We start from the raw sequence: 16,893 nt of genomic DNA, 5'->3' as shown, positions 1-16,893 counted from the left end.
AACAATTTATTTCCCACAACTGATTTGTATAAGCTGTTTGGCAAATTGTTCAGTTCAAATTGAAAAACAATCGTATATCTAATATTTTTTTTTGACTTTATTATTTCTAACCATTCAAAAGCATTGAACAATTTAAACACCCATGCTCTCTTCCTTCACCCAATCATATCCTTTTTCTTCCAACTCCAACGCAAGTTCTTTGCCTCCGCTTTTTACTATGCGGCCGTTGTAAAGCACATGCACAAAATCGGGAACTATATAATCCAGCAATCGCTGATAGTGTGTAATAACAACAAACGAACGTTCGGCACTACGCAAAGAATTTACACCATTTGCAACTATACGCAGGGCATCAATATCGAGTCCGCTATCGGTTTCGTCAAGTATACAAAGCGAGGGCTCGAGCATGGCCATTTGAAAAATTTCGTTACGCTTTTTTTCGCCACCACTGAATCCTTCATTCACACTTCGTTGTGTCATTACCTTGTCCATTTCAACAAGTGCCATTTTCGATTTCATGAGTTTCAAAAAATCTTTCGAGTCCAATTTTTCTTTTCCATTGGCAACACGCACAGCATTTACTGCTTCCTTGAGGAAAGTGGCATTGCTTACTCCGGGAATTTCTACCGGATACTGAAAGGCGAGAAACATTCCTTTTTGTGCGCGCTCTTCGGGGCTGAATTCTGAAATGTTTTCGCCATTGAAAATTATTTCGCCTGCGGTAACTTCGTATTCTTCTTTGCCAGCAAGTACCGATGCCAGTGTGCTTTTGCCACTTCCATTAGGACCCATTATTGCGTGCACTTCGCCCGCGTTCACTTGTAAGTTAAGCCCCTGCAAAATTTCCTTTTCTTCTACCCTGGCTTTAAGGTTTTTTATTGATAACATTTTTTTGTGTTTTTAGTTCTGTGTTTTTAGTTTTTAGTTTTGGGTTCTGAGTTTTGCGTTTTTAGTTTTAAAATGACTGTAATATGATTAGTTTTATTTGTTATCATTTTGTCTGTGTTATTTTTTAAATTTAGTTCCTTTCAGTTCTGATGATTTAAGATAATTGAGAAGGCCTGAAATCAATTTTGATATTTCATCCAATTCTCCGTCTATACTTTTATATTCGTTTTGCTCTATATATTTTAACTTGCAAGCCAGAAGTATCTGTGTTTTCAATTCAAATAGAGAACCTTTCGCTATGTATAAAAACTGGATAAATTCTTTGTTTCCGCCTCTGCCAAATCCTTCAGCTATATTTGATGGAATTGAGATTGCTGATTTTCGAATTTGATCTTTAAGTGCAAAGTCTTTTGAAAAAACTTCTTTATTCGTAAATGAATAAATCTCTTGCGCAACATCGATTGCTTTTTGCCAACTAACAATATCTTCAAAAGATTCAAAATTCGCCATTCATTTAACAACTATATTTGCTTGCATTAAAAAAGCAAATCAAAATCCATTTTCTTATTTTATAATCCTATTACAATTGTACAACATTGATCTATTCACAAAAACTCAGACTGCCGAACTCAAAACTCAAAACTCCGAACTCAAAACTCAAAACTCAAAACTCAGAACTCAAAACTCAGAACTCAAAACTCAGAACTCAAAACTCAGAACTCAAAACTCAGAACTCAAAACACTAAACCCAAAACTACCCCACACTTCCTTCTAAACTTATAGCCAACAATTTCTGTGCTTCAACAGCAAACTCCATTGGCAATTGATTGAATACTTCTTTGCAATATCCATTTACAATTAATCCTACGGCATCTTCGGTTTTTATACCGCGCTGATTGCAATAAAATATTTGGTCTTCGCCAACTTTACTTGTGGTGGCTTCGTGTTCTACTTTTGCCGATGCATTGCCACATTCGAGATAAGGAAATGTATGGGCACCACATCTATCGCCTAGTAACAAACTATCGCATTGCGAAAAGTTGCGTGCATTGTTTGCATTTTTTCCTATGCGTACCAAACCTCTGTAAGAGTTATGGCTGTGCCCTCCGCTTATGCCTTTCGAAATAATGGTACTGCGTGTGTTTTTTCCTATGTGAATCATTTTTGTACCGGTATCGGCTTGCTGATAATTATTGGTAACAGCAACAGAATAAAATTCGCCAATCGAATTATCGCCTTTCAAAATAACACTAGGATATTTCCACGTAACGGCACTTCCGGTTTCAACTTGTGTCCAGCTTATTTTCGAATTTTCGTGAGCAATGCCACGCTTTGTTACAAAATTGAAAATGCCGCCTTTGCCATTTTTATCGCCCGGATACCAGTTTTGCACCGTAGAATATTTTACCTGTGCATCCTTATGTGCATATATTTCTACTACGGCAGCATGGAGTTGATTCTCATCGCGCATGGGTGCAGTACAACCTTCGAGGTAACTTACAAACGAACCTTCATCGGCAATAATTAATGTGCGCTCAAACTGCCCTGTACCACTCGAGTTGATGCGGAAATATGTTGACAATTCCATAGGGCAACGCACACCTTTGGGAATATAACAAAACGAACCATCGGTAAACACAGCGCTGTTTAATGCAGCATAAAAATTATCGGTATAAGGTACAACACTACCCATATACTTTTTTATGAGTTCGGGATAATCGTGCACTGCCTCGCTAAACGAGCAAAAAATAATTCCTTGTTTCGACAGCTCATCGCGAAATGTAGTTTTTACACTCACGCTATCAATCACCGCATCGACTGCAACATTGGAAAGGCGCTTTTGCTCATCGAGGCTTATGCCAAGTTTATCAAACGTAGCGCGAATTTCGGGGTCGAGCTCATCGAGCGATGCCAATACTTTTTTTGGCTTAGGCGCACTGTAATAAATTATGTCCTGAAAATCGGGTTTTGTATAATGCACATTGGGCCATGTAGGCTCCACCATTTTTTGCCAATGAGCAAACGCCTTCAATCTATAATCGAGCATCCACTGAGGCTCCTTTTTTTTCAATGATATAAACCGAATAATCTCTTCGTTCAATCCCTTTGGTGCCTGGTCGGCATCGAGGTCGGATACAAAGCCCCATTTGTAGTCCTGTAACGCAAGTTCGTCTAATACTTCTTTCATTTTTTAGTTATAGTTGAGAAAGTTTTGATAGTTGAGAAAGTTTTGAAAGTTTGAAATTCTTTTCATTCAAAATTCCTCAACAATACTTATCTTCATTTCGCTTTTTCCTTATTTTTAATTTTTAAATAATTTATAAATCCTGATATCATCCTACTTACTTCTTCGCATTTAGAATATAAATCATTAAAGATTTTTGTGTCAATATATTTTTGTCCGAGTGCTACATGCAATTGAGCACGTAATTCAGCACATGAACCTTTGGCAATTTTTAAAAAGTATATAACTGCAAGTTGCTTTCTCTGTCGAATCCTTCAGCTATGTTTGAAATGATAGAAATACTGCACCTCCTCATCTGGTTTTTTAGCGAAAAGTCTTTTGCAAATTCTCCTTCCTTCGAAACTTCATATATTTCATTACAAAGTATAAGTCTCTTTTGCCAAGCTTCTATATCCTCAAACCGATTAATCTTTGCCATTCTATGTCTGATAAATTAAATACCCATACTTAAAATGTTCAAACTCCCCCAACTTTCTAAACCTTCTCAACTATCAAAACTTTCTCAACTCACACCGCAAAACTCTCCCCACACCCACATGTACGTGTTGCATTTGGGTTATGAAATTCAAAGCCTTTGCCGTTAAGGCCATCGCTAAAGTCAAGTTCAGTACCTACCAGATAGAGGAACGATTTCTTATCGCAAACTATCTTAATTCCTTTGTCTTCAAACACTTTATCATCCGGGCGCATAACATTATCAAACTCCAGTTTGTAAGAAAGGCCTGAGCAGCCACCACCTTCAACACCTACACGAATAAAGGTTTCGGAAGGGCGATTTTCTTGTGATATCAAGTGCAATGCCCTGTTTTTTGCAGTATCGGTTACAGTTATCATCTTGTTTTATTTTTGAGAAAGGGTTATGAACAATTCAAACCCTCCAATTAGGCCGCGAAGGTACGGTTTTCAACAGCCATAAGCAACAACAAATTAGAGGCGTAATTGTTATGAAAATGCAAATAAAGTGTCTTTTTCTGGGCGCATCGGGATATCACTTATAAACTATGGTAAGGCATACTGGATTTTTGTAGCAAGTACACATATTACGCCTTGATTAATTGATATAGAGCCCGGGTACGATTGCTTCGTGCATTTTTCTATTTTTGCGCTTCGCAAAAAAAAAATGTTGCACGTATGATGACTTCAAATGAGATACGCAGTGCTTTTCTTGATTTTTTCAGGAGCAAGAATCATGTAATAGTAGACAGTGCACCGCTAGTGGTGAAGAATGACCCTACCCTCATGTTTATAAATAGTGGTATGGCGCCATTCAAAGATATTTTTCTTGGTAACCAACCCATTAAGAATGCACGCGTGGCCGATACCCAAAAGTGCTTGCGTGTAAGTGGCAAGCATAATGACCTGGAAGAGGTAGGGGTAGATACTTACCACCATACCATGTTCGAAATGCTTGGTAACTGGTCGTTTGGCGATTATTTTAAAAAAGAAGCCATTGCCTGGAGCTGGGAGTTGCTTACCGAAGTGTATAAAATTCCGAAAGACAGATTGTACGTTACCGTGTTTGAAGGCGATGCAAAAGAAAACCTGGCCTTTGATGCAGACTCATACAACTATTGGAAACAGTGGATTGCAGAAGACCGCATATTGAAGGGCAACAAAAAGGATAATTTTTGGGAAATGGGCGAGATGGGGCCTTGCGGTCCATGCAGCGAAATACATGTAGACATACGTGATGATGATGAGCGAAAAACGGTGGACGGCAAAACACTTGTAAATGAAAGCCATCCGCATGTGATAGAGATTTGGAATAATGTATTTATGGAGTTTAATCGTAAGGCCGATGGCTCCTTAGAGAAGTTGCCTGCGCAACATGTAGATACCGGCATGGGATTCGAGCGCTTGTGTATGGCATTGCAAAATGTAAAAAGTAATTATGATACCGATGTGTTTCAACCGATGATTCAATTTATTAGCAATCATTGCGGTATAAAATATGGCGATAATGAGAAAACCGATATTGCCATGCGTGTCATGGTTGATCATATACGTGCAATTTCCTTTACCATAGCCGATGGACAGTTGCCTGCTAATGTTAAAGCGGGCTATGTAATACGCAGAATATTGCGCAGGGCTGTGCGGTATGCTTTTACTTTTTTAAATATTAAAGATGCCTTTATGCATAAACTTGTGCCTGTGCTGGCATTACAATTTAAAGACGTATTTAAGGAATTATATGCACAACAGGAGTTTGTGATGAAAGTGATTATGGAAGAAGAAATAAGTTTTTTGCGCACACTAGAAACAGGCATTAAAAAATTTGAAGCCTACGGCAATAAAAAAATTGAGGGCTCCTTTGCTTTTGAATTGTACGATACGTATGGCTTTCCAAAAGACTTAACAGATTTAATGGCGCGCGAAAAAAATCTGGAAGTAGATCACGATGGATTTAATATATGCATGGCCGAGCAAAAAACTCGCTCGCGTAATGCAACTGCGGTAGATACGGATGATTGGATTATTCTTACCGATGACGATACGGTATCATTTGTTGGTTATGATGCACTTACTTGCGATGCTGAGATAATTAAGTACCGAAAAGTAAAATCGAAAAGCAAAGAGCAATATCACCTAGTGCTTAACCATACACCTTTTTATGCAGAAAGTGGAGGGCAGGTAGGCGATACGGGTACTCTTACCAACGGAAAAGAAACCATTCACATCCTAGATACCAAGAGGGAAAATAACCTGAACATTCATGTGTGTGATAAGATTCCTGCGTTGCTCGAAGGAACCTATAAGGCTACCGTTAATAACGAGAAGCGAAAGTTAACTAACAGCAACCACAGCGCCACTCACCTGATGCATGCTGCATTGCGAAATGTACTTGGCACCCATGTGGCCCAAAAGGGTTCGCTGGTGAATCCGGAGTATACGCGATTCGATTTTTCGCATTTTCAAAAAGTGGACGAGGCCGAACTTAAACGGATAGAGGCGGAGGTAAATGAACAAATACGCAAGAACATTCCACTTAATGAACAACGCAATGTGCCCATACAAAAAGCTACAGAGATGGGAGCAATGGCCTTGTTTGGCGAAAAGTACGGTGACTTTGTGCGTGTAATAACGTTTGATAGAAATTATTCGGTAGAGTTATGCGGAGGCACCCACGTGCAGGCTACTGGCGAAATCGGATATTTTAAAATTATGAGCGAAGGTGCTGTAGCAGCTGGTGTGCGCAGGATTGAAGCCGTAACATCACTCGGTGCCGAGCAGGTAATAGCTGCCGAAAATGAAACGCTGCATCAGGCTCGTATCTTGCTTAAGAATCCGAAAGATTTGGTGAAGAGCATACAAGCATTAATTGATGATAATGCTCAAATGCAATCGCGTATCGAGAGCATGATCATGCAAAAAGCACGGGCCGTGAAACAAGATTTACTCACACATAAAATTTCCTGCAATGGATTTAATCTTATTTGTAGCCAGGTAGATATCGCAAGTGCCGAGGCAGTAAAGAGCATTTCGTTTGAGATAAAAAATCAAGAACCCAATATAGTTGCTTTACTTGCTACCGTGGTTGATGACAAGCCATTGTTGTCGCTCATCATATCTGATAATTTAGTTACAGATAAAAATTTAAATGCGGCTACCATCTTGCGCGATCTTGCAAAGCATATACAAGGTGGAGGTGGAGGGCAACCATTTTATGCTACTGCCGGAGGCAAGCTGTTGCAAGGCCTGAAAGATGCTGTAGATGCAGGTTTGCAATATTTTAAAAACATTTAAGCCCATGAACTGGCTCGATATCGTAATTGCTATTCCTCTAATCTATGGATTTTACCAAGGCTTTACCAAAGGCATAGTACATCAGATTGCCATGATCATCGGAATGATTGTTGGTTTGTTTCTTGCGTTTAAATTAGCCGGAACGGTTAATGTTTTACTTGCTGATAAGTTTGACAGCAACAGCCCCATTCTTCCATTAATTTCATTTATACTGGTAATAGCAGCAGTAGTGTTGGTATTAATATTTTTTGCAAAGTTTATTGAAACCATTTTGAAAGCTACCGGCCTTAATCTATTTAATAAAATTGCAGGCGGTTTGCTGGGTGCTTTAAAATTTGGTTTGATTGTAAGTGTATTTTTAAATATGACACAACAACTGGAACCTGCAGCACATCTTATTGCTCCCGAAATTAAGAAAGAAGCATACTTGTATCAACCTACCCTTGCTCTTGGCAGTCTTATTACACCGGCATTAGAAATGGTGAAAAAGGAATTTAAAGATAACCTGCCCGGTAAGGATCTGGATAAGGTTGATTGAATAGAATTTTGCACTATTTATCACACCAGTTGTTTTTGGGATTAAAATGTTTTCTCATCCATTTCTTTCATTACATTTACCATTGATTATTTTTAATGAAATGCTTGCATCAAAAACGAAGTTTGTATAACAAACGATGAAGAGATTGCTTCTTCCGATAGTAATCGGAATGACGGAACACAGAAACAAAAAATAAAAATGTTTGCATCCCGACCGAAGTGTCGGGGCTGATTAACTAAAAACCAAAACACAATGAAACTAAAACTACACACCACCTTTATATTTTTACCCCGTTTGGCTTAGTCTCTGACTACGTCATACTGTAAATAATGCCCAGAAAATGACATTTATTCAAGTGCTTGAAATTATGTTTGTTTGGAAAATGTAATTAAATATAGATATGATTTAGCTAGTTGAAGATTGATGCATACACTGATATTGCTGGAGATAAAGCTAAACTGAGAAAATAATTTGTATTGCACAATCGAAGATTGTATTACACAAAGACGTAGTCGGAGACTACGTCAATCGCATGTAAAGTATCGATGAGAGTATATAGGTAATCAATGTGTTCTCAAAAAGGTTTTTCACAACCGATTACGGCACGTTATTGTTTTTTTATTCATTAATGTAACCTAATTTCACTACCAAACGTATTACCTTTGCCAGCCTAACAGCAAAATGAAATTATTGCAAAACAAATTATCCGCTGCCTCCGTTAGGGTAAGATATTCCATCGGTATGAACTTATCCCTGGCAGGTTGCTCCTCAGCAGAGCCTGATTCCGTTTCAGTTCATGTTTGCAAATGTCGATCTTAATAGCTATATCTACAAAATGCTAAATTTTCCAGCCACAGTCAACTGCTGTAATTATTGTTGATTTCATTCAGATTTAGATGACAATAATCATCAATATTCACTGATAAATATCATAGGAGAATAGTGAATTAATTTAGATTTTTCTGAAAACAAAAGATATATGAAAAGTAATCTATTAAACATGATAGTTATGAAAAGACTATTAATAATTCTGCTAATATCATTTAGTGCATCAGCATTAAATGCACAAACCTGGATTCAACTGCAAACACCCAACACCAGAAATTTATACGGATGTTGGTTCGATCCTGCTCAACCGGATACAGGAATGGCTGTCGGATGGTTTATTCAAAATTTTGATCGCCTGCCATTTGGTTTTTATACAAATGATGGTGGTGCTACAATTACCTCAGGAAGTTTATTCCAGACTTATTTTTATGCTTCGAGCGATGTGTGGTTTACTAATTCTTACAACGGAATAGTGGTTGGTAATGGAATTATTCAAACTACTAATGGAGGCAGCACCTGGAATTTAGTAGTAGATGCAACTGCAACCCAGGCAGGAATTTTAGAAAATGTAATGTTCACTAACAGCACTAACGGTTATGCTGTAGGTCAGCGCTATGATTTTAGTTATACTTCATTTGAAGGAATGCTATATAAAACTACGAATGCCGGTGGAAGCTGGACTGACTATACTGTAAGCCAGGAAGTAAGCAATGAGAACACATTATTGCATACAGTTTTTTGCACTGGCAACGGAGTTGTTTATGCAGGTGCCGAAAACACGTTAGGTGGAAGTACATTGTTTAAAAGTACTGATGATGGAATTACCTGGTCACCAATTTCATTTACGCAAAGCATCTGGTCATTGTATTTTGTTTCAATGGATACAGGATTTGCCGCAACAGCCAATGGACTTTATCAAACTACTAATGCCGGATTAACATGGAACCAGGCGCTTCCAACAACATCAGCTTTACATACTATCCAAATAAAAAATGGATTTGGTTTTACTGCTGGCGAGAATGGAATCATATACATGACTAACGATAATGGCAAAACATGGGTTGCTTCAGCAAGTCCTGTAACTGCTACCATATCCGATGTTTCTGTAATCTCACCTAATCTTGCTTATGCTGTTGGTGCAGCCGGAACTTTTTTAAAATACACTAACACCGTTGGTGTTAATGAGTTAAATCTTTTAAATGATTTAGTAAATTGGATAGATGATAATCATCAATTAAATTTAAAATGGAACAACAATCTGCAAAGTTCAACCACTATTGAAATATTAAACACCAGTGGCAGTGTATTAAAGAAAGTATCAAAATCGGGTCTTGGATATGGTCAGCAAAACATTCAAATTGATTTAACATCATTTCCCAATGGTGTTTACCTTATTAATTTTATACAAGAGAAACTTGTAACAAATAAAAAATTTGTATTGATTAAATAATCTCTAAAAATTATCAAGATGAAAACAATAAAAATAAATTCGAAAAACATTTTTAGCAAACTGTTTTTACTGATGATGATTTTAATGCTATCCCAAAAATCATATTCGCAAACATGGTCAACCTTAGGCAGCGGCATGGATGATTGGGTGTATGCATCTGCCATTTACAATGGTGATTTAATAGTAGGCGGAAAATTTACTGCAGCCGGAGGCGTAAATGCAGACCATATAGCACGCTGGGATGGAACAACCCCCGTTTGGCTTAGTCTCTGACTACGTCATACTGTAAATAATGCCCAGAAAATGACATTTATTCAAGTGCTTGAAATTATGTTTGTTTGGAAATTGTAATTATATATAGATATGATTTAGCTAGTTAAAGATTCATGCATACACTGATATTGCTGGAGATAAAGCTAAACTGAGAAAATAATTTGTATTGCACAATAGAAGATTGTATTACACAAAGACGTAGTCGGAGACTACGTCAATCGCATGTAAAGTATCGATGAGAGTATATAGGTAATCAATGTGTTCTCAAAAAGGTTTTTCACAACCGATTACGGCACGTTATTATTTTTTTATTCATAAATGTAACCTAATTTCAATACCAAACGTATTACCTTTGCCTGCCTAACAGCAAAATGAAACTATGGCAAAACAAATTATCCGCTGCCCCTGGTGCGAGTCGAATGATGTGATGCGCGCCTATCACGATACTGAATGGGGTGTACCTGTACATGATGATCAAAAAATTTTTGAATTTTTTGTGCTAGATACATTTCAGGCCGGGTTGAGTTGGAACATCGTACTTCAAAAACGCGAAAACTTTCGTAAAGTTTTTGCGAATTTTGATGCGAAAAAAGTTGCCAGGTTTGGTCAAAAAGAAATAGATGCTTTAATCGTCAACGAAGGTATCATTCGTAACAAATTAAAAATATGTAGCACCGTTACCAACGCGCAACAATTTCTTGTGGTACAAAAAGAGTTTGGCACCTTTGCAAAATATATTTGGCAATTTACCGGTGGTAAGACCATTGTAAATTCTATCAAGACTCAAAAGGAAATTCTTGCTTCAAGCAAAGAGTCAGATGCCATGAGTAAGGACCTTAAAAAAACGAGGATTCAAATTTTGCGGCACTACCATTTGCTATGCATTTATGCAGGCGGCCGGCATGGTCAACGATCATTTGGTAGATTGCAGTTTCAGAAGAGTGAAGGTATCACCAAAAAAATCTTTATAAAAGTAGTAGTGACTTATATTATAAAGCAGGCCATACCCATGCAATTGCACCAAGTGCTTCAGGTTTTGTGCACCTTGTTTTTCATGCTGTTGGTTTTATTTATAGGTCATGCTCATGCTGCGGGGGTTCATGGCCGTATTATGGATCATCAAAATCAGCCGCTACCATTTACTACCATATTTATTAAGGGAAGCACCATTGCAACAACATCAAACAACGAGGGCAATTATCAATTGCAATTGGTTGCCGGTAAATACACCATTGTTTTTAAATACATTGGTTTTGCCGCGCTCGAAAAAAATATTGATATAAGAAATGAAAGCATTGAACTTAATGTGCAACTGCAACCTGAACAATACAACTTGAGCACTGTAGAAGTAAAGGCAGGAGGGCGTGACCCTGCTTACGATATAATGAATGAGGTAATTGAGCGTAGAAATTATTACCGCACTCAAGTTAACGAGTTTGCTTGCGATGCATACACCAAAGGATTGCAACGCATGGTACGATATCCCAAAGCTGTTATGGGACAAAAGGTTACGCTTGATAATATTATTGATTCAACCACGAAAATATTTTACTTGTCAGAGGCCATCTCGCAATTGAATTACAAAGCGCCCGAAAAGGTGAAGGAAATTATGAAATCAAGTAAGGTGAGTGGACGAAGCAATTCGTTTAGCTTTAATCGTGCGGGACAAATGATATTTAATATTTACGAAAACCTGATTCCTTACGAAGGATTGAATCCAAGAGGATTTGTTTCGCCAGTGGCACAAAACGCAATGTTCTATTATTCGTATAAACTGATTGGAAGTTATTTTGAAAACGATGCATTGATTTACAAAATTGCTTTTGCTCCGCGTAGAAAAAATGACCCTGTATTTCGAGGAGAAATTTTTATTAAAGACAAAGATTACCGCGTACACAGTTTTGATATGTTCCTGATAAAGGATGCTCAAATGCAAGTGCTTGATACATTGAGAATAAAGCAGGTATTGTCTCCGGTTACCGATAGTATATGGCTACCGTTAACATGCAATTTCAGTTTCTATTTCAAATTTTTTGGCTTTGAAGGCGATGGTGTGTACCATGCGGTTTTTTCTAATTATAATCTATCTCCGGGGTTCGAGAGAAAGTTTTTCAGCGGAGCTGCAGTAAAAGTAGAAGATGGTGCTAATAAAAAGGATAGTATCTATTGGTCAGCCTTGCGCCCTGTGCCACTCACTGCCATTGAACAAAGTGATTATAGTAGACGTGACAGCCTCGAGGATATAAAAGGTACACGGGCATATAAAGATTCGCTCGACAAAAGGGATAATAAATTTAACCCGTTAAAGCTTTTATATGGAGGCTATACATATAGTAAGCGATGGAAAAAGGTGAGATGGAACGCTGAAGGCTTGCTTTATCACATACAGTTTAATCCGGTAGAAGGCATCAACCTTGGCACTGGAATTAATTGGACAAAAAGACTACAGGGGCAGCGAAATATTCGCATGGAAAGTAATTTTCGGTATGCCTTTGCTGCTCGCGAATTTCTTGGCGACATTAAGCTGGCAGCATTTGTCAATCCGCGCAAAGCAATTACTATAGAGTTTAAAGCAGGGCATGAGTATGAACAGTTTAACGAAGCGCGTCCGGTTCCACTGCTCGCAGCATCTTCCTATGCATTGTTTTATCAGGTAAATTATCTTAAGCTTTTTCAAAAAAATTTTTTGCAAACACGTTTTTTATGTGAACCTGTTAATGGCCTGATGTTTTTTACAAAATCAGAGTTGGCAACACGCAGCGAATTATATAATAATACGAATTACTCTTGGGGCAAAAACGACTTGAAGCGATATACTAGTAATGTGCCCCTGCAACCCAACAGACGCAGCCGCTATTTTGCTCCACATACCGTTTGGCAAAACGAAGTAATGTTGCGCGTGCGATTTAAACAAACGTATTATAGCGACCCCGAAAATTTTTATCTTCTCAATCATAAGGGACCAACAATTTATTTTACTATTAAAAATTCGCTGGGACTTACAGATAGCAATGCAAACTTTAGCTTATTTAAATTGCGCATTGAAGACGATATTAAATTAGGCATGATTGGTAAGGTAAATTGGTCAGTTGAAACAGCACGAATTTTTGATAAGCATTCATCATATTTTATCGATCGGTTTCATTTTACAGGTAGCCGAACGGTGCTAACCAATTTTGCTTTGCAAAATTTTCAAATGCTCGATTACTACAGTCACAGCACCTTTGCACCTTATGTACAAACACATATGTCATACAATATGGGTGGCTTGTTGTTTAATAAAATGCCAGGGCTGCGTAAGGCCAAGCTGCGCGAAGTAATTGCTTTGCACGCTTTGCACATCAAGCACAGGAGCCCGTATTACGAAGTTAATTTCGGAGTCGAAAAACTTGGATTGTTGCAAATGGCATATTGCATGGGCTTCGAAAAAAATAAAATTTCTGCCCAAGGTTTGCGTTTTGGAATATATCTCAATGGTAACAATTAACGTATGTACATTGACAAACCCTTTATACATAGGTGTTGTGGCTTTTTAAAAATAATAAATATTCATCCGTATTAAAAAGGTAGCATCCCGAAATAAAGGATTTGCAAATCCTGAAACCTGCATGAACAGCACGTTACAAGGCTATTTATTAACAAAACACCATATTTATCAACAATCTTGAGGCATATCGTTGTAGATATTGAATAACACTGTACTTTCGAACCGTTAATCGTTTAAAAAAGTTTTTAAAAATGAACAAAGGTGAATTAATTGATGCTATCGCATCAGGAGCGAAAATCAGCAAAGCTGACGCTGGTCGTGCATTAGATGCAATGACAGGTGCCATCACAGGCACATTAAAAAAAGGTAACAAAGTTACTTTGGTAGGTTTCGGTACTTACTCAGTAAGCAAGCGTGCAGCCCGCAAAGGCCGCAACCCACAAACTGGTAAAGAAATCACAATCAAAGCAAGAAAAGTTGCTCGCTTTAAGCCAGGTGCTGATTTAGCAAAGTCTGTAAACAAGTAATTTGCTAAGCACTCCAAAAAAAATCCCCTCCATGTGAGGGGATTTTTTTTTGTTACTCGACTTACTAGCTTTGCATTTCTCCATTCATATAAAAAAATAGATAGCTACATGACTAAATTTGAAAAGGCAAAATGGATATTTCTGGTATCGATAATTGCCATACAGGTACAAGCGCAGGATTTTATGCTGCAAGGATGGTATTGGGATTATCCCAAAACATCGCAAGGTGCCAATTGGTGCGATACGATGCGCATAAAGGGGTACGAGTGGCAACAGGCAGGATTTAATTACATATGGGCACCTCCAATGAATATTACCGGATCGGGTCCCGCAAGTAACGGTTACGATATACGCGACTATTTCAGTGTGGGTGGATTTCCGCAACCTGCAACCGGTTTTGGCACACGTGTCAAAGTGGATGCATTGATAAACACTTACAATCAACTAAATTTAAACCTTGTTGGCGACCTCATATACAATCACCGTAACGGTGGACTTTGGGAAAACAACACGGCCGTAGCCAATTGGATAAAGTCATACAATGCTACCAAGCATATTGCTGGCGATGCCTGTTATCCTTCAGATAGGTTTAGATGCCGTATCAGCGTGGGGGGCAATACAGGCCGCGGAGCAGGAACGTATTATTTCCGTATGCGCTCAGCTTCGCAACATCCTGATTATTTTAATAAGCCTTATACCTTCATTGCCAGCACGCAGAAGGCACCCGCCAATGGCACCTTTATGACTGAGTCGCAAAACAATGGCGGGATATTTTGTGCGCAAGGGTTTGATGTGGTAGCTTTAGGAAAGCGGGTAAATGCAACCATTGATAACGGTGGCTGTGGTATTGACGAATTTGCCATTACGCTTGATACCAGCAATTTTAATAGTGCCGGAGATATAATTACTATATACCTCACTAACACCAACGGTGATTATACCGATCATGTTATCCATAGCCTGTACTACTCGACTAATGCGCAGGAACTAAAGGATAGTGTCATTTATCAAACAGCTACCGATTTTAGTTTTGTGCAAAGTGGCCGCGGTCAAATGTCGTGGCAAAACTTTAAACCTAATGGCAATCCAACAAACCTTAATGGCGATTGGGATAAAATGCTTTTCTTTTATGACCTTGACCAGTTTGATGCTGGTACACGCGATACATTAAATGAATATACTAAGTGGATGTTTGATACCATCGGCATTAAAGGAGTGCGTGCCGATGCGGTTAAAAATTTTGCTCCTGAGTTTATTGGTCAGTTATTAAATTTTTTGCATGCCAATAATATTAATCCGGGAATTTTTGTTGGCGAGTCATATGAGTATAATCCTGCTTTATTAAAAGGGTGGGTAGATGCGGTAAAATCCACAATGAATCAGGCCACGCTAAATGCCATAAGTCCAAAAGTGTTTGATTTTGCTTTGCAGGCTGCCTTGCGCGAAGCTTGCGACAATGGCGGTTTTGACGTGCGCGATGTATTTACTTCAGGAATAGTAGATGGCGCTGCAGGTAGCGGTTTCAATACTGCTACTTTTGTAAACAATCATGACTTTCGCGATAGCAGCCAATCGGCCGATTTCAATCAATTGCTTGCTTATGTATATGTCTTAACAAACAATGCGCTTGGTGTACCTTGTGTTTATTATCCCGACTACTACAAAACCACAACGTATACAGCTACCATTAACAACTTAATGGATCTGCATAAAAAATTTGTATTCAATACTGCTTTTAGAGAATACCTTAATCGCAAGTCTACTCCTTATCCGGCTAATTATATAAGTGGAAGTGCTGATAAAAGTTTGATATATCAACTTAGTGGAGGTGGAAATTCCTCCTGCCTCACAAATCGTGATGTAATTGTGGCTATCAACTTTGGCTACTCCACACTTAAAGTAGATCACACCATTAACACCGGGGCACCATTCCACTCGCAGCAGGGCGATACGTTGCATTGCATTCTTGGCAATAGCGCCTTCCCTTACGCATTGGTAAATGGCAATAATCAAATTTATATGGAATTGCCACCACGCAGTTTCGCTATTTGGGCGCGGGTACCACAAACCATACCTTCAGTAGTCACCATTACAAACACCTCCATATGTACTAGCGATTCTGCCTTACTAGCTGCAAGCAATCCATTAACATGCGTTACATATCAATGGCAGCTTAACGGTATCAATATACCTTTTGCTAATAAGCCAACGTACTATGCAAAACTTCCGGGTAGCTATCGTTGCCTTACAAGTTATTTTGGCAAGATGAATGCGTTTTCAAACACTGTTACACTTACCGTAAGCCCCGATGAGCCGCAGGTAAGCCCTGTAAGTAATACCTTAAGTGCTATCGGGGTTTCGCAGGCAGTTAGTTATCAATGGTATTACAGCCCTGCTAATTCAAATTTTGCACCCATTGGCAATACACAATTAATAACAAATTGCACTGCCGGATATTATTATGTTATTGTAACTGATGGTTCAGGTTGTACCAATCAGTCGCAGGTATTTCAACTGCAGTTTGCCTCATTCTCCAGTATTAGCACCAACGCCAATGTCATTATTAAACCAAATCCTGCCACGCATTCAATTATAGTTACCCGTACTTCTAGCACAAATGGGGCTGTGTTAAGTATCTATGATGTTTTTGGCAGATTGGTAATGAACCGATTTTTTGATTCCGGTATAGGCGAATTGTTTGTGGACATTGCTAAACTTGAGCCGGGCATGTATATGGTTGAGCTGCATTCAGATGGAATTTTGCAGCGTTACCCGCTCCAAAAGATACATTAATTACGTGGGCATCATCTAATTCAAAGGCTAAAGGAGTGGTAAAGTTAAAGACACCTTTGCCCATGCTTATTTTTATATTCTCAATTGACAATATAAATGCTTGCCTAACCAAAAAAAACG

The 16,893-nt window shown here is 38.4% G+C and carries 11 protein-coding genes and 2 pseudogenes; 8 read left to right on the top strand and 5 right to left on the bottom strand.

Annotated elements, in window-relative coordinates; translation table 11 throughout:
• Positions 1 to 132: 132 nt before the first annotated feature.
• From sufC to IPO27_11275, 5 genes and pseudogenes are all read right to left on the bottom strand, one after another.
• Complete coding sequence (gene sufC / locus IPO27_11295) at positions 133 to 888, bottom strand: Fe-S cluster assembly ATPase SufC (protein ID MBK8847091.1); 756 nt, start codon at positions 886 to 888, stop codon at positions 133 to 135.
• 117 nt (positions 889 to 1,005) lie between these two features.
• Positions 1,006 to 1,398: a four helix bundle protein gene (locus IPO27_11290; protein ID MBK8847090.1), complete on the bottom strand. Its 393-nt coding sequence runs from the start codon at positions 1,396 to 1,398 to the stop codon at positions 1,006 to 1,008.
• A 244-nt stretch (positions 1,399 to 1,642) separates the two neighbouring features.
• Positions 1,643 to 3,076 (bottom strand): Fe-S cluster assembly protein SufB, encoded by a 1,434-nt coding sequence (gene sufB / locus IPO27_11285; GenBank protein MBK8847089.1) that lies wholly within the window; start codon positions 3,074 to 3,076, stop codon positions 1,643 to 1,645.
• Positions 3,077 to 3,168: 92 nt separating this feature from the next.
• A pseudogene (locus tag IPO27_11280) lies at positions 3,169 to 3,551 on the bottom strand (four helix bundle protein).
• Between the two features lie 89 nt (positions 3,552 to 3,640).
• Positions 3,641 to 3,967 carry an iron-sulfur cluster assembly accessory protein gene (locus IPO27_11275; GenBank protein ID MBK8847088.1) on the bottom strand — a complete coding sequence of 109 codons (327 nt, stop codon included), beginning with the start codon at positions 3,965 to 3,967 and terminating at the stop codon, positions 3,641 to 3,643.
• Between the two features lie 300 nt (positions 3,968 to 4,267).
• Here IPO27_11275 and alaS point away from each other — a divergent pair, with 300 nt between their 5' ends.
• From alaS to IPO27_11235, 8 genes and pseudogenes are all read left to right on the top strand, one after another.
• Positions 4,268 to 6,877: an alanine--tRNA ligase gene (alaS, locus tag IPO27_11270; protein MBK8847087.1), complete on the top strand. Its 2,610-nt coding sequence runs from the start codon at positions 4,268 to 4,270 to the stop codon at positions 6,875 to 6,877.
• A gap of 4 nt (positions 6,878 to 6,881) precedes the next feature.
• Positions 6,882 to 7,415 carry a CvpA family protein gene (locus tag IPO27_11265; protein ID MBK8847086.1) on the top strand — a complete coding sequence of 178 codons (534 nt, stop codon included), beginning with the start codon at positions 6,882 to 6,884 and terminating at the stop codon, positions 7,413 to 7,415.
• A 979-nt stretch (positions 7,416 to 8,394) separates the two neighbouring features.
• Positions 8,395 to 9,693 (top strand): hypothetical protein, encoded by a 1,299-nt coding sequence (locus tag IPO27_11260; protein MBK8847085.1) that lies wholly within the window; start codon positions 8,395 to 8,397, stop codon positions 9,691 to 9,693.
• A gap of 18 nt (positions 9,694 to 9,711) precedes the next feature.
• Complete coding sequence (locus tag IPO27_11255) at positions 9,712 to 9,966, top strand: hypothetical protein (GenBank protein MBK8847084.1); 255 nt, start codon at positions 9,712 to 9,714, stop codon at positions 9,964 to 9,966.
• Positions 9,967 to 10,345: 379 nt separating this feature from the next.
• Positions 10,346 to 10,937: pseudogene (locus IPO27_11250) on the top strand (DNA-3-methyladenine glycosylase I).
• Positions 10,938 to 10,945: 8 nt separating this feature from the next.
• Positions 10,946 to 13,453 carry a carboxypeptidase-like regulatory domain-containing protein gene (locus IPO27_11245; protein ID MBK8847083.1) on the top strand — a complete coding sequence of 836 codons (2,508 nt, stop codon included), beginning with the start codon at positions 10,946 to 10,948 and terminating at the stop codon, positions 13,451 to 13,453.
• Between the two features lie 251 nt (positions 13,454 to 13,704).
• Entirely contained in the window at positions 13,705 to 13,980 is a 276-nt protein-coding gene (locus IPO27_11240) for an HU family DNA-binding protein (GenBank protein ID MBK8847082.1), read from the top strand.
• 108 nt (positions 13,981 to 14,088) lie between these two features.
• On the top strand, positions 14,089 to 16,773 hold the full coding sequence (locus IPO27_11235) for a T9SS type A sorting domain-containing protein (GenBank protein ID MBK8847081.1): 2,685 nt from the start codon (positions 14,089 to 14,091) through the stop codon (positions 16,771 to 16,773).
• Positions 16,774 to 16,893: the final 120 nt, after the last annotated feature.

The sequence above is a fragment of the Bacteroidota bacterium genome (assembly GCA_016714535.1).
GTDB lineage: Bacteria > Bacteroidota > Bacteroidia > AKYH767-A > OLB10 > JADKFV01.
Note: the sequence above shows the minus strand (reverse complement) of the source record. Positions and strands in the feature narration are given on the sequence as shown.

What these genes read in the sequence shown, in the direction of transcription:
- sufC (MBK8847091.1), bottom strand. Translation starts at nt 888, where the DNA reads ATGTTATCAATAAAAAACCTTAAAGCCAGGGTAGAAGAAAAGGAAATT.
- IPO27_11290 (MBK8847090.1), bottom strand. Translation starts at nt 1,398, where the DNA reads ATGGCGAATTTTGAATCTTTTGAAGATATTGTTAGTTGGCAAAAAGCA.
- sufB (MBK8847089.1), bottom strand. Translation starts at nt 3,076, where the DNA reads ATGAAAGAAGTATTAGACGAACTTGCGTTACAGGACTACAAATGGGGC.
- IPO27_11275 (MBK8847088.1), bottom strand. Translation starts at nt 3,967, where the DNA reads ATGATAACTGTAACCGATACTGCAAAAAACAGGGCATTGCACTTGATA.
- alaS (MBK8847087.1), top strand. Translation starts at nt 4,268, where the DNA reads ATGACTTCAAATGAGATACGCAGTGCTTTTCTTGATTTTTTCAGGAGC.
- IPO27_11265 (MBK8847086.1), top strand. Translation starts at nt 6,882, where the DNA reads ATGAACTGGCTCGATATCGTAATTGCTATTCCTCTAATCTATGGATTT.
- IPO27_11260 (MBK8847085.1), top strand. Translation starts at nt 8,395, where the DNA reads ATGAAAAGTAATCTATTAAACATGATAGTTATGAAAAGACTATTAATA.
- IPO27_11255 (MBK8847084.1), top strand. Translation starts at nt 9,712, where the DNA reads ATGAAAACAATAAAAATAAATTCGAAAAACATTTTTAGCAAACTGTTT.
- IPO27_11240 (MBK8847082.1), top strand. Translation starts at nt 13,705, where the DNA reads ATGAACAAAGGTGAATTAATTGATGCTATCGCATCAGGAGCGAAAATC.
- IPO27_11235 (MBK8847081.1), top strand. Translation starts at nt 14,089, where the DNA reads ATGACTAAATTTGAAAAGGCAAAATGGATATTTCTGGTATCGATAATT.